General features: G+C 69.7%; 22 protein-coding genes and 2 tRNA genes. 15 read left to right on the top strand and 9 right to left on the bottom strand.

The features are described from left to right. The first annotated feature begins 69 nt into the window (after positions 1–69). The gene (locus NLX94_RS14115; protein ID WP_254383055.1) at positions 70–651 is read left to right on the top strand and encodes a vitamin K epoxide reductase family protein; all 582 of its coding nucleotides are present in this window, start codon (positions 70–72) and stop codon (positions 649–651) included. Between the two features lie 89 nt (positions 652–740). On the opposite strand, the gene NLX94_RS14120 is transcribed toward NLX94_RS14115, so the two are convergent. Then, a complete protein-coding gene (locus NLX94_RS14120; protein ID WP_254383056.1) occupies positions 741–3,362 on the bottom strand; it encodes a valine--tRNA ligase in 2,622 nt (873 codons plus the stop codon). Between the two features lie 127 nt (positions 3,363–3,489). Here NLX94_RS14120 and NLX94_RS14125 point away from each other — a divergent pair, with 127 nt between their 5' ends. Further along, positions 3,490–4,428 (top strand): hypothetical protein, encoded by a 939-nt coding sequence (locus NLX94_RS14125; protein ID WP_254383057.1) that lies wholly within the window; start codon positions 3,490–3,492, stop codon positions 4,426–4,428. A gap of 77 nt (positions 4,429–4,505) precedes the next feature. On the opposite strand, the gene clpX is transcribed toward NLX94_RS14125, so the two are convergent. From clpX to NLX94_RS14150, 5 genes are all read right to left on the bottom strand, one after another. Next, positions 4,506–5,792 (bottom strand): ATP-dependent Clp protease ATP-binding subunit ClpX, encoded by a 1,287-nt coding sequence (gene clpX, locus NLX94_RS14130; RefSeq protein ID WP_254383058.1) that lies wholly within the window; start codon positions 5,790–5,792, stop codon positions 4,506–4,508. 153 nt (positions 5,793–5,945) lie between these two features. After that, on the bottom strand, positions 5,946–6,617 hold the full coding sequence (locus NLX94_RS14135; RefSeq protein WP_302169399.1) for an ATP-dependent Clp protease proteolytic subunit: 672 nt from the start codon (positions 6,615–6,617) through the stop codon (positions 5,946–5,948). A 92-nt stretch (positions 6,618–6,709) separates the two neighbouring features. After that, positions 6,710–7,327 (bottom strand): ATP-dependent Clp protease proteolytic subunit, encoded by a 618-nt coding sequence (locus NLX94_RS14140; RefSeq protein WP_254383059.1) that lies wholly within the window; start codon positions 7,325–7,327, stop codon positions 6,710–6,712. A gap of 319 nt (positions 7,328–7,646) precedes the next feature. After that, the gene (gene tig, locus NLX94_RS14145; RefSeq protein ID WP_254383060.1) at positions 7,647–9,041 is read right to left on the bottom strand and encodes a trigger factor; all 1,395 of its coding nucleotides are present in this window, start codon (positions 9,039–9,041) and stop codon (positions 7,647–7,649) included. 188 nt (positions 9,042–9,229) lie between these two features. Continuing rightward, a tRNA-Pro gene (locus tag NLX94_RS14150) sits at positions 9,230–9,306 on the bottom strand. A 156-nt stretch (positions 9,307–9,462) separates the two neighbouring features. On the opposite strand from NLX94_RS14150, the gene NLX94_RS14155 reads away from it, so the two are divergent. The 13 genes from NLX94_RS14155 to NLX94_RS14215 all read left to right on the top strand — a co-directional run bounded on the left by NLX94_RS14155 (position 9,463) and on the right by NLX94_RS14215 (position 16,871). Continuing rightward, a tRNA-Gly gene (locus NLX94_RS14155) sits at positions 9,463–9,536 on the top strand. A 162-nt stretch (positions 9,537–9,698) separates the two neighbouring features. Next, complete coding sequence (locus NLX94_RS39345; RefSeq protein WP_254383061.1) at positions 9,699–11,198, top strand: tyrosine-type recombinase/integrase; 1,500 nt, start codon at positions 9,699–9,701, stop codon at positions 11,196–11,198. A gap of 66 nt (positions 11,199–11,264) precedes the next feature. Continuing rightward, positions 11,265–11,915 carry a hypothetical protein gene (locus tag NLX94_RS14165; RefSeq protein ID WP_254383062.1) on the top strand — a complete coding sequence of 217 codons (651 nt, stop codon included), beginning with the start codon at positions 11,265–11,267 and terminating at the stop codon, positions 11,913–11,915. Positions 11,916–12,070: 155 nt separating this feature from the next. Next, positions 12,071–12,271, top strand: a complete 201-nt coding sequence (locus tag NLX94_RS14170) for a helix-turn-helix domain-containing protein (RefSeq protein WP_254383063.1) — start codon at positions 12,071–12,073, stop codon at positions 12,269–12,271. Between the two features lie 6 nt (positions 12,272–12,277). Then, positions 12,278–13,330 (top strand): HNH endonuclease, encoded by a 1,053-nt coding sequence (locus tag NLX94_RS14175; protein WP_254383064.1) that lies wholly within the window; start codon positions 12,278–12,280, stop codon positions 13,328–13,330. After that, positions 13,327–13,638 carry a hypothetical protein gene (locus NLX94_RS14180; RefSeq protein ID WP_254383065.1) on the top strand — a complete coding sequence of 104 codons (312 nt, stop codon included), beginning with the start codon at positions 13,327–13,329 and terminating at the stop codon, positions 13,636–13,638. Before NLX94_RS14175 ends, NLX94_RS14180 begins: the two co-directional genes overlap by 4 nt. Beyond that, on the top strand, positions 13,623–13,832 hold the full coding sequence (locus tag NLX94_RS14185) for a hypothetical protein (RefSeq protein ID WP_254383066.1): 210 nt from the start codon (positions 13,623–13,625) through the stop codon (positions 13,830–13,832). The genes NLX94_RS14180 and NLX94_RS14185 overlap by 16 nt, the downstream gene beginning before the upstream one ends. Positions 13,833–13,842: 10 nt before the next feature. Beyond that, the gene (locus NLX94_RS14190) at positions 13,843–14,379 is read left to right on the top strand and encodes a DUF6879 family protein (protein ID WP_254383067.1); all 537 of its coding nucleotides are present in this window, start codon (positions 13,843–13,845) and stop codon (positions 14,377–14,379) included. Further along, positions 14,376–15,218: a helix-turn-helix transcriptional regulator gene (locus NLX94_RS14195; protein ID WP_254383068.1), complete on the top strand. Its 843-nt coding sequence runs from the start codon at positions 14,376–14,378 to the stop codon at positions 15,216–15,218. The genes NLX94_RS14190 and NLX94_RS14195 overlap by 4 nt, the downstream gene beginning before the upstream one ends. A gap of 87 nt (positions 15,219–15,305) precedes the next feature. Next, a complete protein-coding gene (locus NLX94_RS14200; RefSeq protein WP_254383069.1) occupies positions 15,306–15,635 on the top strand; it encodes a hypothetical protein in 330 nt (109 codons plus the stop codon). A 23-nt stretch (positions 15,636–15,658) separates the two neighbouring features. Next, positions 15,659–15,859: a hypothetical protein gene (locus tag NLX94_RS14205; RefSeq protein ID WP_254383070.1), complete on the top strand. Its 201-nt coding sequence runs from the start codon at positions 15,659–15,661 to the stop codon at positions 15,857–15,859. 122 nt (positions 15,860–15,981) lie between these two features. Continuing rightward, a complete protein-coding gene (locus NLX94_RS14210; protein WP_254383071.1) occupies positions 15,982–16,191 on the top strand; it encodes a DUF397 domain-containing protein in 210 nt (69 codons plus the stop codon). Positions 16,192–16,520: 329 nt separating this feature from the next. Further along, positions 16,521–16,871 (top strand): hypothetical protein, encoded by a 351-nt coding sequence (locus tag NLX94_RS14215; protein WP_254383072.1) that lies wholly within the window; start codon positions 16,521–16,523, stop codon positions 16,869–16,871. A gap of 337 nt (positions 16,872–17,208) precedes the next feature. On the opposite strand, the gene NLX94_RS14220 is transcribed toward NLX94_RS14215, so the two are convergent. From NLX94_RS14220 to NLX94_RS14230, 3 genes are all read right to left on the bottom strand, one after another. Next, positions 17,209–17,403: a hypothetical protein gene (locus tag NLX94_RS14220; RefSeq protein WP_254383073.1), complete on the bottom strand. Its 195-nt coding sequence runs from the start codon at positions 17,401–17,403 to the stop codon at positions 17,209–17,211. A 130-nt stretch (positions 17,404–17,533) separates the two neighbouring features. Further along, on the bottom strand, positions 17,534–17,989 hold the full coding sequence (locus tag NLX94_RS14225; RefSeq protein ID WP_254383074.1) for an HD domain-containing protein: 456 nt from the start codon (positions 17,987–17,989) through the stop codon (positions 17,534–17,536). Beyond that, positions 17,986–19,386, bottom strand: a complete 1,401-nt coding sequence (locus NLX94_RS14230) for a pyridoxal-dependent decarboxylase (protein ID WP_254383075.1) — start codon at positions 19,384–19,386, stop codon at positions 17,986–17,988. The genes NLX94_RS14225 and NLX94_RS14230 overlap by 4 nt, the downstream gene beginning before the upstream one ends. Positions 19,387–19,590: the final 204 nt, after the last annotated feature.

The raw sequence follows: 19,590 nt of genomic DNA on the forward strand, positions 1-19,590 counted from the left end.
CGGAGGTCCTCCCGCCCGGGTGGCCTTCCGCTCTACCCGGGCCGCGGGGACGCTCGTAGCGTCGGGAGAATGACCACCTTCCGGGGAACGACCACCCGTCCGGGACCGACCACCCCGCGGGGCATCGCCCTGCTCCTGCTGATCGGCGGCCTGGTCGGCACGCTGGCCTCCGGCGTGCTCACCTACGACCGCATCCGCACGCTGGAGGACCCGCTCTTCACCCCGGGCTGCAACGTCAACGCGGTGCTGAGCTGCGGCGACGTGATGACCACCTGGCAGGGCAACCTGCTCGGCTTCCCCAACATGCTGCTCGGCATCGCCGGCTTCGCGGCCCTCGCCGGACTGGGCGCGGCCCTGGTCGCCGGGGCGCTGCTCCCCCGGTGGCTGTGGCGCGGGCTGTGGGCCGGGATCGCGGCCGGGTTCGCCTTCACGGTGTGGCTGATCAGCCAGTGCCTGTACGTGATCGGGGCCCTGTGCCCGTGGTGCATGGTCGTCTGGGCGGTGATGATCCCGCTGTTCTGGTACGTCACCCGCCACCTGGCCCCGGCCGGCTCCCCGCTGCGGGCGATCCCCCACTGGCTGGTGCCGCTGGCCGCCTACGGCGTGGTCGCGGTGCTCATCCTGACGGAATTCGGCACCCGGCTGCTGTGATGCCGGGTCCCCTCCGGGGAACAGATACCGCGAAGGCCCCCACGTCGACCGACGGCGTGGGGGCCTTCGCTTGTGTCCTACGGGCCCGGTCAGGCGGCCGGCAGCGTGTCCAGCTGGGTCTTCAGCCGCTCGATGTCGGCCTCGGCCTTGGCGAGGCGGCCCTTGATCTTGTCCACGACGTTGTCGGGGGCCTTCGCGATGAAGGCCTCGTTCCCGAGCTTCGCCTCGGCCTGCTGCTTCTCCTTCTCGGCGGCGGCCAGGTCCTTGCTCAGCCGCTTGCGCTCCGCCTCGACGTCGATGGTGCCCGAGAGGTCGAGCGCGACGGTGGCGCCGCCGACCGGCAGGGTCGCGGTGGCGCTGAAGGCCTCGCCCTCCGGCTGCAGGCGCAGCACCTGGCGGATGGCGGCCTCGTGGGCGGCCAGCGTGGTCGCGGAGAGGTCCAGGCGGGCCGGGACCTTCTGCTTGTCGTCGAGGCCCTGCTCCTTGCGGAACCGGCGGACCTCGCGGACCAGGCTCTGGACGCCCTCGATCTCGGCCTCGGCGGCCGCGTCGCGGAAGCCGCTGTCCTTGGGCCATTCGGCGATCACCAGGGACTCGCCGCCGGTCAGCGTGGTCCACAGGGTCTCGGTGACGAAGGGGACCACCGGGTGCAGCAGCCGCAGCATGACGTCGAGGACCTCGCCCAGGACGCGTGCGGAGGCCTTGGCCGGCTCGCCACCCGCGAAGAAGGTCGTCTTCGACAGCTCGACGTACCAGTCGAAGACCTCGTCCCACGCGAAGTGGTAGAGGGCCTCGCTGAGCTTCGAGAACTGGAAGTCGTCGTAGAAGGCGTCGACCTGCGCGACCGTCTTGTTCAGGCGCGACAGGATCCAGCGGTCGGTCGCCGACAGCTCCTCGACCGGCGGGAGCTCGCCCTCGATGGTGGCGCCGTTCATCAGCGCGAAGCGCGTGGCGTTCCAGATCTTGTTGGCGAACTTGCTGGAGGCCTGGACCCAGTCCTCGCCGATCGGGACGTCGGTGCCGGGGTTGGCGCCCTTGGCCAGGGTGAAGCGGACGGCGTCGGAGCCGTACTTGTCCATCCAGTCCAGCGGGTCGACGACGTTGCCCGCGGACTTCGACATCTTCTTGCCGCGCTCGTCGCGGACCAGGCCGGTCAGCGCGATCGTCTTGAAGGGCGCCTCGCCGTCCATGGCGTACAGGCCGAACATCATCATCCGGGCGACCCAGAAGAAGATGATGTCGTGGCCGGTCAGCAGGACGTCCGTGGAGTAGAACTTCTCCAGGTCCGGGGTCTGCTCCGGCCAGCCCAGGGTCGAGAAGGGCCACAGGCCGGAGGAGAACCAGGTGTCGAGGACGTCGGTGTCCTGGACCCAGCCCTCGCCGGTCGGCGCCTCGTCGTCGGGTCCGACGCAGACGACCTCGCCGGCCGGGCCGTACCAGATCGGGATGCGGTGGCCCCACCACAGCTGGCGCGAGATGCACCAGTCGTTGAGGTTGTCGACCCAGTCGAAGTAGCGCTTCGACATCTCCTCGGGGTGGATCGAGACCCGGCCGTCGCGGACGGCGTCGCCGGCGGCCTTGGCCAGCGTCTCGACCTTGACCCACCACTGGAGGGACAGGCGCGGCTCGACGGTGGTGGAGCAGCGCGAGCAGTGCCCGACGGAGTGCATGTACGGACGCTTCTCGGCGACGATCCGACCCTGCTCGCGCAGGGCGCCGACGACCGCGGAGCGGGCTTCGAAGCGGTCCAGGCCGAGGAAGGGGCCGTGGACGGTGATGACACCGCGCTCGTCCATGATCGTCATGTTGGGCAGGCCGTGGCGCTGCCCGATGGCGAAGTCGTTCGGGTCGTGCGCCGGGGTCACCTTGACGCAGCCGGTGCCGAACTCGGGGTCGACGTGGGTGTCCGCGACGACCGGGATGGAGCGGTCGGTGAGCGGCAGCTTGATGAGCTTGCCGATCAGGTGCTTGTAGCGCTCGTCGTCCGGGTGGACGGCGATGGCCGTGTCACCGAGCATCGTCTCGGCGCGCGTGGTCGCGACGACGAGGGTGTCCTCGCCCTCGCCGTACTTGATGGAGACGAGCTCGCCCGCGTCCTCCTGGTACTCCACCTCGATGTCGGAGATGGCCGTCAGACAGCGGGGGCACCAGTTGATGATGCGCTCGGCGCGGTAGATCAGCTCGTCTTCGTAGAGCTTCTTGAAGATCGTCTGGACGGCCTTGGACAGGCCCTCGTCCATGGTGAAGCGCTCGCGGGACCAGTCGACGCCGTCGCCGAGGCGGCGCATCTGGCCGAGGATCTTGCCGCCGTACTCTTCCTTCCACTGCCAGACCCGCTCGACGAACTCCTCGCGGCCCAGGTCGTGGCGGGACTTGCCCTCCTCGGCGAGCTGCTGCTCAACCTTGTTCTGGGTGGCGATGCCGGCGTGGTCCATGCCGGGCAGCCACAGGGACTCGTAGCCCTGCATGCGCTTGCGGCGGGTCAGGGCGTCCATCAGCGTGTGCTGGAAGGCGTGCCCCAGGTGCAGGGAACCGGTGACGTTCGGCGGCGGGATGACGATGGTGTACGCGGGCTTCTCGCTCGCCGGGTCCGCCGTGAAGTACCCACGCTCTACCCAGCGCTCGTAGAGCTTCCCCTCTACGTCGGCCGGCGCGTACGAAGTCGGCAGTTCGGAGTAGGGGCTGCTGGGTGTCTGCGTGTTCTCGGTCACGGGGCACAGTTTAGAGCGGTAACAGTCCAGTCATGAAACCGGCTTTCCCAGGACCTGGCGCCCTGAGCGCCTCCGGCTTCCGCCAGGATGTGTGGGACGCATAAACAACCTCATGGGGGGACGCGGGATGAGCTACAACCAGCCGGGGCCGTACGGAGGCCAGCAGCCGCAGCAGCCGGGGCCCTACGGCCAGCAACCCGGCCCGTACGGCCAGCAGCCCGGCCCCTACGGCCGGCAGCAGCCCGGCCCGCAGCCCGGATACGGCTACCCGCAGCAGGCCCCCCAGGGCGTCCCGCAGCAGGGCTACCCGCAGCAGCAGCCCCCGTACGGCGGCGGCTACCCGCAGCAGCCTCCGTACGGCGGCGGCTTCCAGCCGGAGCCCCCGAAGAAGTCGAAGGCGGGCGTGATCATCGCGGTGGTCCTGGCGGTGGCCGTGATCGGCGGCGCCGGCTGGTACTTCACCGCGGGCGGCGGCGGCTCGGCCTCGATCTCCGCGGACACCAAGGGCTACAAGCTGGTGGCCCCGGAGACGGTGGACGACTTCAAGAAGGACCCGAAGCACAAGGACACCGACTTCAGCGACAAGGACAAGAAGGAAGTCGAAGCGGCGGGCATCAAGAACCCCACCCAGGTGGCCATGAACTACCAGGCCGGTGACCCGAAGAACCCGCTGACCGGCAAGGGCCTGAGCTTCAAGGGGTTCTACGGCGAGCTCGCCGACCCGGAGAAGACCGTGGACGCGTACTTCGCCATGGCCAAGCTCAACGCCGGCAAGGACGGGTCCACGAAGGTGGAGTTGGTCGGAAGCCCCCAGGAGAAGACCCCGGCGGGCTTCAAGGGCGCCGTGATGAAGTGCCAGGAGATGAAGTTCGTCTCCACGAGCACCACGGAGAAGGGGCCGAAGGAGTTCATCATTCCGATCTGCCTGTGGGGTGACTACAGCACCCTGGCCATGGTCGGCGCCACCGATGTCGCGTCGATCATGGCCGGCAAGCCGGGCTACACCCTGGACCAGACCGCGGAGCTCACCGCGAAGGTCTACAACGCCGCCCGCGTGAAGAAGTAGCGGGAGCGGACGACGCCGCCACACACGCAGAAGGGGCGCCCCGGTCGGGGCGCCCCTTCTGCGTGTCTCCCGGCGTACTACGCCGACTTCTCGTGCGGGCCCTGGTCCTTCGGGACGATCCGCGGGACCAGCGTCGGGTTGACGTTGGAGCGGACCACGTCCGGGGTGATGACCACGCGGGCCACGTCCTTGCGGGACGGGACCTCGTACATCACCGACATCAGGACCTCTTCCATGATGGCGCGCAGGCCGCGCGCGCCGGTCTGGCGGAGGATCGCCTGGTCGGCGATGGCCTCGAGGGCCTCGCGCTCGAAGTCCAGCTCGACGCCGTCGAGTTCGAACAGTCGCTGGTACTGCTTGACCAGCGCATTGCGCGGCTCGATGAGGATCTGGAGCAGGGCCTCGCGGTCCAGGTTGTGCACCGAGGTGATGACGGGCAGACGGCCGATGAACTCGGGGATCATCCCGAACTTCACCAGGTCCTCCGGCATGACCTCCTGGAACTGGTTGCTCGCCTCGATCTCGCGCTTCGAGCGGATGGTCGCCCCGAAGCCGATGCCCTTGGCGCCGGCGCGGGATTCGATGATCCGCTCCAGACCGGAGAAGGCGCCGCCCACGATGAACAGCACGTTCGTCGTGTCGATCTGGATGAACTCCTGGTGCGGGTGCTTGCGGCCGCCCTGCGGCGGCACGGAGGCGGTGGTGCCCTCCAGGATCTTCAGGAGGGCCTGCTGCACGCCCTCGCCGCTCACGTCGCGCGTGATCGACGGGTTCTCGCTCTTGCGGGCGACCTTGTCGATCTCGTCGATGTAGATGATCCCGGTCTCGGCCTTCTTGACGTCGTAGTCGGCCGCCTGGATCAGCTTGAGCAGGATGTTCTCGACGTCCTCGCCGACGTACCCGGCCTCCGTCAGCGCCGTCGCGTCCGCGATGGCGAACGGGACGTTGAGCATGCGGGCCAGCGTCTGCGCGAGGAGCGTCTTGCCGGAGCCCGTGGGGCCCAGCAGCAGGATGTTGGACTTCGCGAGTTCGATCGCGTCGTCGCGGCCCGTCCCGCCGCCGTTCTCGCCGGCCTGGACGCGCTTGTAGTGGTTGTACACCGCGACGGAGAGCGCCTTCTTCGCCGGCTCCTGGCCGACGACGTAGCTCTCCAGGAACTCGTAGATCTCACGAGGCTTGGGGAGTTCCTCCCACCTGACCTCGGAAGTCTCGGCGAGCTCCTCTTCGATGATCTCGTTGCAGAGGTCGATGCACTCGTCGCAGATGTACACACCGGGTCCCGCGATGAGCTTCTTCACCTGCTTCTGGCTCTTTCCGCAGAACGAGCACTTGAGCAGGTCGCCGCCGTCACCGATGCGTGCCACGAGGTGCTTCCCCTTCGCCTGGGAGACGCCTGGTTCAGCGCTCCTGGTGCCTCATATCCGACGGTACCTTGCCGGGGGCCCCGTGCGGGGCCCCCTTGACGTGGTTCACATCGCCCAATCCGGCGATGTGCCCGCGCCAACTGGCGGCAAGGATCAGTTCGAAGTCTTACGGGTCGCCACGACCTGGTCGATCAGGCCGTACGCCAGCGCGTCCTGGGCCGTGAGGATCTTGTCGCGCTCGATGTCGTCGCGGATCTTCTCGATCGGGGTCGAGGAGTGCGTGGCCAGCATGGTCTCCAGCTGGTCGCGCATGCGCAGGATCTCGTTGGCCGCGATCTCCAGGTCGGAGAGCTGCTCGCGACCGGTACCGCCCGAGGGCTGGTGGATCAGCACGCGGGCGTTCGGCAGCGCCATGCGCTTGCCGGGCGCACCGGCGGCGAGCAGGACCGCGGCGGCGGAGGCCGCCTGGCCCATGCAGACCGTCGAGATGTCCGGCTTCACGAACTGCATCGTGTCGTAGATCGCCGTCAGCGCGGTGAAGGAGCCGCCGGGGCTGTTGATGTACAGGTAGATGTCGCGGTCCGGGTCCATCGACTCCAGGCACAGCAGCTGCGCCATGACGTCGTTGGCGGAGGCGTCGTCGATCTGCACGCCGAGGAAGATGATGCGCTCCTCGAAGAGCTTCGCGTACGGGTCGTACTCGCGCACGCCCTGCGAGGTGCGCTCCACGAAGCGGGGCACGACGTAGCGGTTGTCCACCGGCGCGCCGGTGTAGAGGCCGCTCGCGGGAGAAAGGTTGTTCATGTGCATCTGGGTGTTCACCATCCTGGTGGCGTTCTGCGGGCTGAGGCTTGCCTGGTGCGGGGCGGCGTACGAGCTCCCGTACGGGATTCCCGTACGCCGGGCCGGGGCCGGGATCAGGCCCCGGTGCCGCCGCCGCCCGGGACCAGCGACGCGGCGGAGATGATCTCGTCGATGAGGCCGTAGTCCTTGGCCTCCTGCGCCGTGTACCAGCGGTCGCGGTCGCCGTCGCGGATGATCGTCTCCACGGTCTGGCCGGAGTGGTGCGCGGTGATCTCAGCCATGCGCTGCTTGGTGCGCAGCAGGTACTGGGCCTGGATCTTGATGTCCGAGGCGGTGCCGCCGATGCCGGCGGAGCCCTGGTGCATCAGGATGTCGGTGTTCGGGAGGGCGAAGCGCTTGCCCGGGGTACCGCCGGTGAGCAGGAACTGGCCCATGGAGGCCGCCATGCCCATACCGATGGTGACCACGTCGTTCGGGATGTACTGCATGGTGTCGTAGACCGCCATGCCCGCCGTCACCGAGCCACCGGGGCTGTTGATGTACAGGTAGATGTCCTTCTCCGGCTCGGCGGCCAGGAGGAGGAGCTGCGCGGTGATCTTGTTGGCGATGTCGTCGTCGACCTGCTGGCCGAGGAAGATGATGCGCTCGCCGAGCAGCCGGTTGTAGACATGGTCGCCGAGGCCGCCACCGATGGACGGCTCACCCGCGGCGTAAGGCTTCAGATTCGTCACGTATCCACCTGCTCGTCTCCGACGGCCATGTGCCGTCTCAGCGTCTCGTTCTGGGGCGCGGACCTGCCGCGCGGACGATGTCCGCCGGCGTCGGGTACTCCCGTGCCCTCGTATTCATGGACCCTAACGCGCAGCTGGGACAACGCCATCCCGCTTCCCGAACTGTTCGCTCGGAGCGCAAGGTCACGGGCCCCTCGCTGAGGGTCTCGGCGAGGGTCTGCGGCGGGGACGCCGAAGGGCCCGGACGCGATGGCGTACGGGCCCTCCGGGCCATGCTCAGGTGCAGCTCAGCGGGGGTGACCCCGAGTGCCGGCGGGTGTTACTTGGCCTCGTCGGCAGCGATCTCGCCGTCGGCCTCGACGACGTTCTCGACGGTCTCGGCGGCCTGCTCGAGCTCGTCCTCGTCGTCGGAGAGGTCGACGACCTCACCGTTGGTGTCGGTGACCTTGGCGGCCTCGACGACGGCCGCGAGGGCCTTGCCGCGGGCGACCTCGCCGACGAGCATCGGAACCTGGCCACCCTCGACGACGGCCTGGGCGAACTGGTCGGGGGACATGCCGGAGGAGGCGGCGCGACGCATGAGGTGCTCGGTGAGCTCCTCCTGGTTCACGTTCAGCTTCTCCTTGTTGACCAGCTCGTCGAGGACGAACTGGGTCTTGATGCCCTTGATCGCCTGCTCGGCGGTCTCGGCGTCGAACTCCTCGACCGTCTTGCCCTGGATCTCCAGGTACTTCTCGATGGTGAGACCCATCTGGCCGAGCTGGTGGTGCTCCAGGTTGTGCTTGCGGGTCTGGACCTCGTCCGCGAGGAGCTTCTCGGGGATCGGGACCTCGACGAGCTCCAGCAGCTTCTCCAGGACGCGCTCCTGGGCCTGCGTGGCCTGGTCGTACTGCTTCATGTTCTCGAGGCGCTTGCGGCTGTCGGCCTTCAGCTCGTCGAGGGTGTCGAACTCGCTCGCCATGCCGGCGAACTCGTCGTCCAGCTCCGGCAGCTCACGGGCCTGGACCTTGGTGACCTTGACGGTGACCTCGGCGTCCTTGCCCTCGGCGGAGCCGCCCTTCAGCTGGGAGGTGAAGGTGGCCTCGCCACCGGCCTCCAGGCCCTTGACGGCCTCGTCGATGCCTTCGAGGAGCTCGCCCGAGCCGATGGTGTAGGAGACGTCCTGGGCGACACCGTCCTCCAGCACCTCGCCGTCGACCTTGGCCTCGAGGTCGATGGTGACGACGTCGCCGTCCTCGGCCGCGCGCTCGACGTCCTTGGTGGACGCGAAGCGGCCGCGCAGCTGCTCGACGGACTTCTCGACGTCCTCGTCCGAGACCTCGACGGCGTCCACGGTGACCTCGATGCCGGAGTAGTCCGGGATCTCGATCGCGGGGCGGATGTCGACCTCGGCGGTGAAGGCCAGCAGCTCGCCGTCCTTCAGCTCGGTGATGTCCACGTCGGGCTGGCCGAGCGGGTTCACCTCGGCCTCGTTGACGGCCTCGGTGTAGAACTTCGGGAGGGCGTCGTTGACGGCCTCCTCCAGCACCGCACCGCGGCCGAAGCGCTGGTCGATGACGCGGGCCGGGATCTTGCCCTTGCGGAAGCCCTTCACCGTGACCTGCTGGTTGATCTTCTTGTAGGCCGCGTCGAGGCTGTCCTTGAGCTCCTCGAAGGGCACCTCAACAGTGAGCCGAACCCGAGTCGGGTTCAGGGTCTCCACGGCGCTCTTCACGGTTCGGTCTCCTTGTGGCTGACTGCTGGGGGTCTCTGCTCATCGCCGCGGTCTAGCGGGTCTCAGCGGATCGGGCCCGGTACATCAGACACACGGGCACGCAGCTTGCATAGTAGCCGCAAGCGGCAATCAGCCCACAACGCGATCATCGACGCGCTCCCCGGAGGGGGATCGCGCGGTCCTCCTGCTGGTCGGGGTGGCCGGATTCGAACCGACGACCTTCCGCTCCCAAAGCGGACGCGCTACCAAGCTGCGCCACACCCCGTCGGTGCGACACGTAGGGTACATGCCTGAAGACCCTCCGCCGCGCGGAGTTTCGACGCGAGCACCACGCGGGCGCGAAATGCGGTGTGCGATCCCCCGCCGGAACCCGCTAGGATGCTGTTCGTGCCGCGGTCCCCGGACCTGCGACGCACGTACTGCGGGTGTAGCTCAATGGTAGAGCACTAGTCTTCCAAACTAGCTACGCGGGTTCGATTCCCGTCACCCGCTCCAAGGAAGAAACACCAGGTCAGAGCCGGTACCCGTTCGATTCGGGGACCGGCTCTTTCCGTTCCCGTACCGCCATGCGCGGGATAACGCGGGATAGCGCGCGAGGAACTCGCCACTCGGGGAACGGCTGGGGATCATGCCCGGACCCCGAAAGGCGCGCACCCCGTGTCCACCCCCACGTCCCCCAACTCCTCGGCCAACTCCTCGGCCAACTCCTCAGCCGGCGCTTCCACCCCGAAGACCGGCCGCCCGCGCAAGCGGGTCCGCTCCTCCGGGAGCGGCTCGGCCGAAAAGCAGAAGTCCGGCCGGTACCGGGCCAGTTACCTGCACCCCGCCACCGGGGAGCGCCACTACGCCCCCGTCACCTTCGCCACGAAGGCCGAGGCCCAGTCCTGGAACCGCCAGCACCTGGCCGCGATCGACCGCGACGAGTGGTTCGACCACGGCAAGGGCGACCGCATGCTGACCACGTACGTGGCTCTGTGGCTCGAGGCGAACCCGAAGATCACGAAGGACTCGACCCGCGAACTCAACCGGGACGAAGCGAAGCGCTGGATCTTCCCCAAGCTGGCGAGCGCGGCGGAGCCGGGCGGAAGCGTGGAGCTGGGCGGGATGACGCTGCGGCAGATCGACCCGGCCACGGTCCGGCTCTGGTACGCCGCCATGCGGCGGGCGGCGAAGGCGAGCGCGGTGGCGAAGGCCCAGGCCGTGAAGCCGCGCGAGCACCCGGCCCGGTGGTGGGCCCAGCAGACCGGCCGCGCGGTCAAGGCCTCGGGCCGACTCAGCCCGCAGCTCCTCACCGCCTGGGCGGAAGCGGGAAGCCCCCGACAGCCCGTGCCGGAGGCGAAGCCGAACGCGGGCGAGGAGGTCGCGGCGCGGGTCTACCGGACCTTGCACGCGGTCATGGAGGCTGCCGTGACGGATGGCCTGATCAAGGAGAACCCGTGCAAGATCCGGGGCGCCGGGCAGGTCACCCCGACAGAGCGCGCTCCCGTCTCGGCCGGGGAGGTCACTGCCATCGCGCAGAACTACCCGGAGCGCTACCGGGCGGCGGTGTGGTTCGCGGTCTTCACCGCGCTTCGAGCGGGCCAGGTGTTCGCGCTGCGCCGCCGTGACGTGGACCTGGACAGGCGGCTCGTGCACGTCGCGCGTGCCGTGGGCAGGGTCCACGGGCGCAAGGGCCACCACATCGACACGCCCAAGACGGCGGCCACCGACCGCTGGAAGGCCATCCCGGAGGAGTTGGCCACCATCCTGGCCGCACACATGGACCTGTACACGGAGGAGGACCCCGACGCCCTCGTCTTCTCCACCACGCACGGCAACGTGCTGGCCAGTTCGCACCGCTCCACGTTCTTCGCCCGGGCCCGCCGGACGATCGACCGCCCGGACCTGCGGTGGCAGGACCTGCGCTCGGCGTCGGCCATGTTCATGTACGACCAAGGAGCCACCCGGACCGACGTGAAGCGCCACCTGAACCACCGCACGGACGCCGCCGCCGCGCGCTATGAGCGAACGAGCGAGGAGCGGCGCCGGAACCTCATGGGCGGCTTCGGCGTGACCCTGGGACTGTCGAAGGCAGTCCCGGCCACACAGCCCGAACCGAAGCCCGAGCCGAGCAAGGTCGTCCCGCCCCGGCGGGCACCCAAGGAGGCCGCGAACTGACCGTTCCGCCCCCCATGCGCCCGCGCTCGACTGGCGGGACCCGGCAGGGGCCCTGACACTGTGCCCATGGCCAAGATCGCCGCAGCGCTGAACGGAGAGCCCGACCGGGCCCCGTTCGGCGCTGTCGCGTTTCCGGCTCTCGACGCCTACGCCACCTTCGTGGACAGGGCCCACGCGGCCGCCCAAGTCGTAGCCACGATGGCCGCCGCCTACTCGACTCCTGCGGTCGCTGCTCTCACCCGTCCGGAAGCGAGCGCGGCCGCTCGGTCATGGGCAGCCATGACCAGCCGAATGGAGCGCCAGCTCGCCGAGATCGGTCCGGCGCTTGAGCTGCGCGGCCGGGCGGTCCTCCACCGGAACATGTCGGCAGCCGCTCGCGCTCATGGACTGTCCTTGGGTCGCCTCACCATGCGGCAGTTGACGGACGTCCTGACGTGGGAGGGCGACGCCCAGTCGCTCGCCGAGCGGACCGGGCTTCCGGTGAACGTGTGCGCGGTGCTCCTGGCCATGGCAAGGACCGCCCGCACAACGTCGCCCGCCTGCCCGCCGCGCCCCCTGCTCGCCGGGGCCCTGGGCGAGGAGACTGCGCCCGCCCACACCGCCGCGCGCCCGGTCCACCTGGGGATATCCGCACCGCCGTGGCGCCGCGCCCTGGTCCGGTCGGTCCAGACCGCCGCGCCGCCGCTGCTCGGGGCTGGCGCCGGGCGCTCTGTCTGACCTCTCGCATAGCCGGAGGAGGACGGGGCGCGTTCACCGCAGCGCTCGCGCCGTGCCCCTTGCCACTCCCCCGTGATCTCCCGATCCCGGGCGGCGGTGCAACGCGCCCCCGAACCGACATGAGCGCCTTCCCCACGTCTCGGGCAGCCGAGCCCGTGAGCAAGAACCCTGACCCGCTGCTGAGCATCACCGAGGCCGCCGACTACCTCGGCACCGGTGAGCGGATGGTGCGCCGGCTGCGGGCCCAGCGGGCCGTTCCGGTGGTCAAGGTCGGGAAGCACGTCCGCTTCCGGGTCTCGGACCTGGAGGCCTACCTCACGGCACAGACGGTGCCCGCACGCGGCGGATTGGGGTGAGGACGCGTGCCGTTCGCTCTCTTCGATGACCGGCATTCCGCCGATCCCATCTGGGCTTACTTGGCCATGGGCAAGGCCGCCAAGATAGTCGCGCTTCGGGATGCCTTCGTCTGCCTCTCGACCACCTCGGCGGCTCACCAGGCGAACGGGTATCTAACGACAGGCATGGTCGCCACGGCCCTGGCCGAACACTCACCGGCGGACCGCGCCAAGCTGCCGGAGATCCTCTGCGAGTCCGCGCTCGGTCGGCCCGCAAAGCTCCACCGCCGGGGCGACGAGTGCCCGTGCATCCCCTCGGGCTGGGGTGAGGGCTGGGAGTTCTACGTCCACGAGTTCTTGAAGCGGAACCCCTCCCGGAAGGAGAAGGCACTCCGGGACGCCAAGAACAGAGACCTGAATGACGCCCAGCTCCGAAAACTCGTCTTCAAGCGAGACGGACTGTATTGCCGGTACTGCTGGTCGGGCCCGTTGAACAGCAAGCTGGGTGCGGCGAAGTTCCCCGAGGCCGCGCAGCTCATGCCGACCGTGGATCACGTGGACCCGAACGTGCCCGCCGACTCAGACGGCAATGGCGTAGTCACCGCGTGCCGACGCTGCAACCAGGCCAAGGGGGCCTGCACCCCGGAGGTGGCAGGCATGCCCGTACTTCCGCTCCCGAGGCCGGAGGACATCGCCCGGCTACCCGTGAACTTCCGGAACACGTACACGGTCCTGGAGCTGCCGAGCGAGGCGCCGAATCATCCGTTCCATCAACGCGAAATCACAGCCGAATCACCTGATTCAACGTGTGATCCGAACACCGATGAAATCGGTCGGCTGATCGGCGATCAGCGCACTGATCACGTCATCGACCTGGCCGTCGAAGGTGGCGGTGACCCCGAACAGCAGGCCGATCACCCTTCCATTGTTCCCGCCGAACTGTCTGGGTCGGGGCGGGGAAGCGGTCCCGGCGTCTTCATCGATCCGGGGTGGGCCGCCCAATGGCGAACGGACGACGTCAAGCGCAGTCCTGCCGATCCAGGCATCTACCGGAGCAACCACCGAAGGCAGGCCCCGTGAAGAACCACCGTCCTGACAAGCTGACCCGCAAGGCCCATGCTCTGAACGCTCTTGTTGCCGAGATCGAGCACTCGGCCGGGCGCGAAGAGTTCGACTTCGCCTTCCACCTGATCCGGCTGCTTCAAGCATCCCGGGAGCTGGCCGTCCTCGCGACGTCCGGAATTCCCAGTGAGCCGGCGGACCACCCGCGCGAAGGAATCGGCTGGCGGTCGTCTACTGCGGAGCGCATCAAACGGCTACGGTGCGCAGCACGTTGGGGATCCAACCGGTGCGGTCTGAGAGGGGTACGGCCATGGCACGACGGCTGAAGATGCTCGGTACGACGTCGGAGGAGGGCAAGTGCCCGACCCTGTACGAGGACCTGGACACCGGTGAGATCCTCGTACAGGGCATCGCGGTCACCGAGGCCGCCGACGTCGCCCAGCTCAAGGACGTGGCCGACAACGAGGCCTTCGTCATCGTTCCCCGCGATCTGCTGATCCGGTTCGCTCCCAAGGCGTAGGAGAACGTACGTGGTGCAGTTCATCGCCGACGAGACGTTCGGGGACTACTTCCGGGAGTTCCGACACACGGCATGGCGGCTGGAGACGCGGCGCGGCTACGCGTCCGACCGGGCCGGGGAGAAATACCGCCGGTTCCTGCGGGGCGAGAGTGTCGAGACCGATACCGGCACGCCCTGGTACGCGAACATTCGGACCCAGGTCGCCGAGGGCAAGCGCATCGAACGGGTCCGGCTGATGGATGACGTGCCCACCGAGGGGCAACGGTTCTTGCTGGCGACCGCCGTCGGCAGCATCGCGGCGGGTGAGGACATTCGGAACCTCTGGCGGGCCGACGCCGACCGGCTCGGCCTGCCCGCCGAGGACTTCTGGCTCTTCGACTCCCGCCGAGCCCTTCGGCTCCACTTCGACGACCGGGACGAGTACCTCGGTGCAGAGCTGGTGGAGGACCCGGCCACCCTCGTCCGGTACTGCCAGGTGCGCGACGCGGCGTGGCATCACGCGGTCCGCCGTGACGTCTTCGTGGAGCAGGTGCTCGCCCGGACGTGAGCACTGATTTCCAACAGGCCCGAGAGTCCCTCGGCGCGCGGCTGCGCGAGCTGCGAACCGAGGCCGGGCTCACCGGCCGGGAGCTGGCCGCGCTGTGCGGCTGGCCTCCCTCCAAGGTCTCCAAGCTGGAGACGGGCAGGCAGACGGCCACCGCCGAGGACCTCGGTACCTGGGCCGAACAGACCGGCCAGCCGGATGCGGCGGCGGAGCTGCGGGGCAGGCTGCGCGGGTTGGAGAGCCGCTACCGGAGTTGGCGCCGCCAGCTCGCGGGCGGGCACCGTGCCGTTCAGGAACTCAACGCGGCGCAGGAGCGGGAGGCCGAACACGTCCGGCTCTTCGAGCCCGGGATCGTCCCCGGTGTGTTCCAGACCGCCGACTACGCCCGGAGCATCCTCACGGACGTCTCTGACCGGCTCGGTGTCACCCGTGACATCGAGGACGGCGTGCGGGCCCGCATGAAGCGGCAAGAGGCGCTGTACGAGCCCGGGCACCTGTTCCGGGCCGTCGTCTGGGAAGCGGCGCTGCACACCCTCCGGTGCTCGCCGGACGCCATGGTCGCTCAGCTCGACCGGCTGTCCGGTCTGATAGGGCTGGACACGGTGAGGCTCGGGATCATCCCGTTCGGGGTCCGTATGAAGGTCTCGCCCAAGCACGGGTTCTGGATCATGGACGACGGGCTCGTGATCGCCGACACCTGGAACGCGGAGCTGTGGCTCGACGCTCCGGACGACGTCGCGCACTACGTGCGCACGTGGGAGCTCCTGGAGGAGACGGCGGTCTACGGACCCGCCGCGCACCGGCTGATCCTCCGGGCACGGTCCACGTTCAACCGCCCGTGAGCAACTCCGAGAAGCACACGGCGCAGGACGAGAAACTCCGAGAAACACGCAGGCTGCGTACGGGCTCACATCCCTACGGTGCTTCGCATGGCGACCAACGGGACACCCACGAATGACCCCGAGGATGCGGGATCCACACTGCGGCGACTGCCCTGGACGACGGGCGAGGGCAAGCTCTGTTTCCTGAGCACGGCGGGGCCGGACAGCTTCCTGTCCAGGCTGGCCGACGACCTGGAGGAGGTGCAGCTCGATACGGCGGCGGAGGTGCTGGAGCACTCCCTCGCGCTGCTGGCCAACCCGGATGCCCCGCCGACCGAACTCCGGTTCGTCACGGCACGGCTCACCGAGTGCCTCGGTGACGCGCTGCGGGTCGCCGAGAGCCGGGGCGAGCGAATGTCCGCCGGGGCGCTCCAGTGACCGCCCGGGCCCGGTACAGGTTCGTGGATCACACGATCACGGCCCACCCCGACAGTGACGTCACCTTCGAGGCCCAGTGCCTGGACTGCGGTCAAGAGTCCGGCGGGTTGCCCACGGCGGCCGACACCGACACGTGGGCGCTGCGGCACGCGGGGGCGACCGGGCACATGGGCTTCCGACGCCTCATGACCTCCTTCGCGCTCGTCACCCGGCACACGAGGTAGGGCGAGCGAGGCCCGACCACTGGCCGGGCCTGATGTCTCCCGCTCCGCTCGGGGGCGGGAGAGTGAGAGATCGACGGTCCGGGGACCGCTTCCCCGGGATGAGCCGGCGAAGGGAAGAACCGATGCCCGAGAGTCCCGCTTACGAGTTCGTCAGCGCGGTCGCCTGCCGTGACGCCAGGGTGAACAACTGCCTGGAGGTCGCGCAGAACGTCCCCGGCGTCGTGGCGCTGCGCGAGAGCGCCGCACCGGGAGTCGTCGTGGAGACCACCCCGGAGAAGTGGGCCGCCTTCGTGGCCGGTGTGCGTGCGGGAGACTTCGACCCGAGCGCATAGCCGAGGGAGGTACGCCGTGGAGCCCTGCCCGCAGTGCGGCCAGGCCAGCACCGAGGACCCGGAGAACGGGCTCGTGTGGTGCTTCGCCTGCCGCTGGTTCTACCGGACCGCTCCCCTACGATGCTCGGGTCTCAGCCGCACGGCGCGCTTCACGAACACCCGGGCCCCGTACTCGCTGCGCCGACATTGAACACCGAGCACGGGGCCCGGTTTTTTTAGGAAACGGACCCGCCGGGACACCCCGCGCCCCCTGTTCTCTCTCCCCGGGTAATGGAGGGGGGTAGCCCGAAAACGCGCCCAATCGCTCCTGACCAGCCACAATCTTTCCCATGGCGACTACTAAGCGAGCGCTTACCAACCGGGGAGCCAGCGAATCGGGAGTCCCCCGCCACGGCGGACGGGTCGAGCGCGGGATCACGGACGCTCTACGGGCCTCTCGCGCCGGGGAACGCCCCGACCCCCGGTGGGCGGCCGTCGAAGCCCTGGCGCGCACCCTGGGCCGCGCCCTGGACGGTGCGGCGGCGGGCGGGGAGGTCTACGCGGTGGTCCAGCTCTCCGGGCGGCTGCTCGGCGTCCTGCGGGAGCTGGGGCTCACCCCCGCCAGCACGACCGGGACGGCGGAGGACGACGCCCTCGCCGCGCTGCTCGCAGACCTGTCCGTGCCGACGTACACGACGTAGGCCATGCGGGTGAGCCGCGCAGGATGGCGCGGGATAACGCGGGATAAAGAGCGGCCAATCGCGGTATCCAGCGGTCAACAGCGGTCGCGTGGGGACGGTAGCGCTGGTACGTTGTTGCAGGTCAGACGGTTCCTCGCGGGACCCGAAGACCCCCGGCCGAACCACCAGTGGTGAGCCTTCCAAACTAGCTACGCGGGTTCGATTCCCGTCACCCGCTCAGAGACGCAAAGGGCCAGGTCAGAGGATGTTTCCTCGATCTGGCCCTTCGTCGTTCCCGGGGGTTCGACCGGGCTGGCGGGGGGCTTCGGGGGAGGCGCGGGGCGACCGTGGTTGCGGGTCAGAGTTTGATGCCCGCGATGGTGTCCGCGAGGGAGTTCAGGAAGCGGTTGACGTCCGGGGCGATGGAGCTGGACGCGAGGAAGAAGCCGAAGAGGACCGCGACGATCGCGGGGCCGGCCTTGAGGTTGCCGCTGCGGACGAGCACCACGAGGATGATCGCCAACAGAACCACTACTGACAGCGAAATGGCCACTTCTGATCACACCTTCGGTCGTCCCCTGGTCGGCCCGGGGCGCGGCCGTGCGCGCCCCCACGTGCTCCATCCTCCCACCAACGCGCCCCGGCTATCCGCCTCGTGACGAAGAGACGGTGGTGCTTTTGCGTCAGGGCGCGGTGAGGCCGAGGAGGGAGCGGACATAGGCGTACTTCACGGACAGGCGGTCGCGGGTGGGGGCGTCGAGGACCGCGAGGCGGGCGGGGTCCGCATTGTGGGCCAGGTCGGCTTCCTTGACCAGGAGGGCGCCGGGGGTGGCGAGGATGCGGGCCGTGTACGCCTCGACCGGTTCGCCGGGGCGTTTGGTGACCGCCAGGACCATGTCCTTGACGGGTTGCGGGAGTTCGGCCGATTCCAGCCATGCCGGGGTGAGGGCCTCGTCCTCGATCGCGTCGTGCAGCCAGGCCGCCGCCTGCTGTTCGGCGGTGCCGCCGCGGGCGCGGACGCCCTCGGCGACGGCGGCGAGGTGTTCCGCGTACGGCCGTCCGGCCTTGTCGGTCTGGCCCTCGTGCGCGGTGCGGGCGAGGGCCTCGACCTCGATGAGGGTGAGCGGGCCGTTGGTCATCCGAGCTCCTTCGCCGCCGTGTGGAGTGCCTGCGCGATCCGGCGTACGTCTGCTTGCGTGGTGCGCCAGTTGGAGAACGCGGCGCGCAGGGCGGGGGTTCCCGCGTAGGTCGTGGGGGTGACGAACACCTCCGGGCCGGCCGCCTCGCGCAGGGCCGTGAGGCGGGCTGCGGTGGGGGTTTGGGAGAGGGTGAAGCAGACGACGTTCAGGCGGACGGGGGCGAGGAGGGTGAAGTACGGGTCCCCGGTGAGGGATTCGCCCAGGGAACGGGCGCAGGCGATGTCCCGTTCCACGATCTCGCGGTGGCCCTCGCGGCCGTAGGCGCGGAGGGTGAACCAGGCGGCGAGGGCGCGCAGCCGGTGGGAGTTCTCCGGGGTGAGGTGGACGAGGTCGGGGTTCTCGCCGAGGGGGCCGAGGTAGGCGGCGGCGTTCTGGAACACGCGGGCCTGGAGGTCGCGGCGGCGGGTGAACTGGACGGCGCTGTCGTAGGGGACGTTGAGCCACTTGTGCAGGTCGACGCAGATCGAGTCGGAGGCGTCGAGGCCGGCGGTGAGGTGGGCGTGGGCCGGCGAGAGGGCGGCGAACGCGCCGAAGGCGGCGTCCGTGTGCAGCCAGAAGTCGTGGCGTTCGCGGAGGGCGGCGATCGCGCGCAGGTCGTCGAAGTCCACGGTGTTGACGGTGCCGGCGTTGGCGACGACCACGGCGGGCCGGCCGGGCGCGTCGGCGAGGGCGCGGTCCAGGGCGGCCGGGTCCACGGCCTCGCGGCCGGGCAGGGTCGGTACGGGGACCAGCGCGGCACGGCCGAGTCCGAGGACGGACAGGGCCTTGGCGATGGAGGAGTGCGGGGCGCCGGACAGGACGCGGACCGGACCGAGCGCGGCCGCGCCGTCCTCGGCCGGGGAGACGCCGAGGCGTTCGCCGAGCCATTCGCGGGCGATGGCCAGGCCGGTGGTGTTGGAGAGGGTGGCGCCGCTGACGAAGGTGCCGGTGTGGGCGGCGGAGAGGTGGAAGAGCTCGCGGAGCCAGGTGACGGTTTCGCGTTCGAGGTCCTGGCCGCCGCCGTCCAGGGAGGAGTTGGAGTTCTGGTCGTGGGCCGCGGTGAGCCAGTCGCCCGCGAGGGCGGCGGGGGTGGCGCCGCCGGTGACGAAGCCGAGGTAGCGGGGGCCGGCGGAGGCCGACAGGCGCGGGGCCCAGCGGTCCGTGAAGGCTGCCAGGGCGGCTTCGGTGCCGATGCCTCGCTCGGGGAGGGGTGGTGTCGCTGCCGCTGCCCCTTCCGGTGGTGCTCCTGGTACGACGGGACGTGCGTCCAGGGCTGCGAGGGTCGCGGCGGCGGCGTCGCGGGTGGCGTCGAGGAGCTCGGGGAGGCGGGCCAGGTCGGCGGCGAGGGTGCGGTCCATGGGGGCACGGTAGGCGTCGCCGGGGCGGGGTGGACCGGCCAATCGGGGGTGAGTGGCCGGTCCGGGCCGGTGCGCCCCGCCGGGGCGTGGGAGCCCTGCGGGGCTGGTCCCCTACCCGCCCTTCCACCGTTCCCCGGGCGCTGCCCGGACCCGCGCCTCAGGCGCCGGCGGGGCTGGGAGGGGTGCCGGGCTGCGCCCGGACCC

The sequence above is a fragment of the Streptomyces sp. TBY4 genome, from assembly GCF_024213195.1.
In the GTDB taxonomy this organism is placed as follows: domain Bacteria; phylum Actinomycetota; class Actinomycetes; order Streptomycetales; family Streptomycetaceae; genus Streptomyces.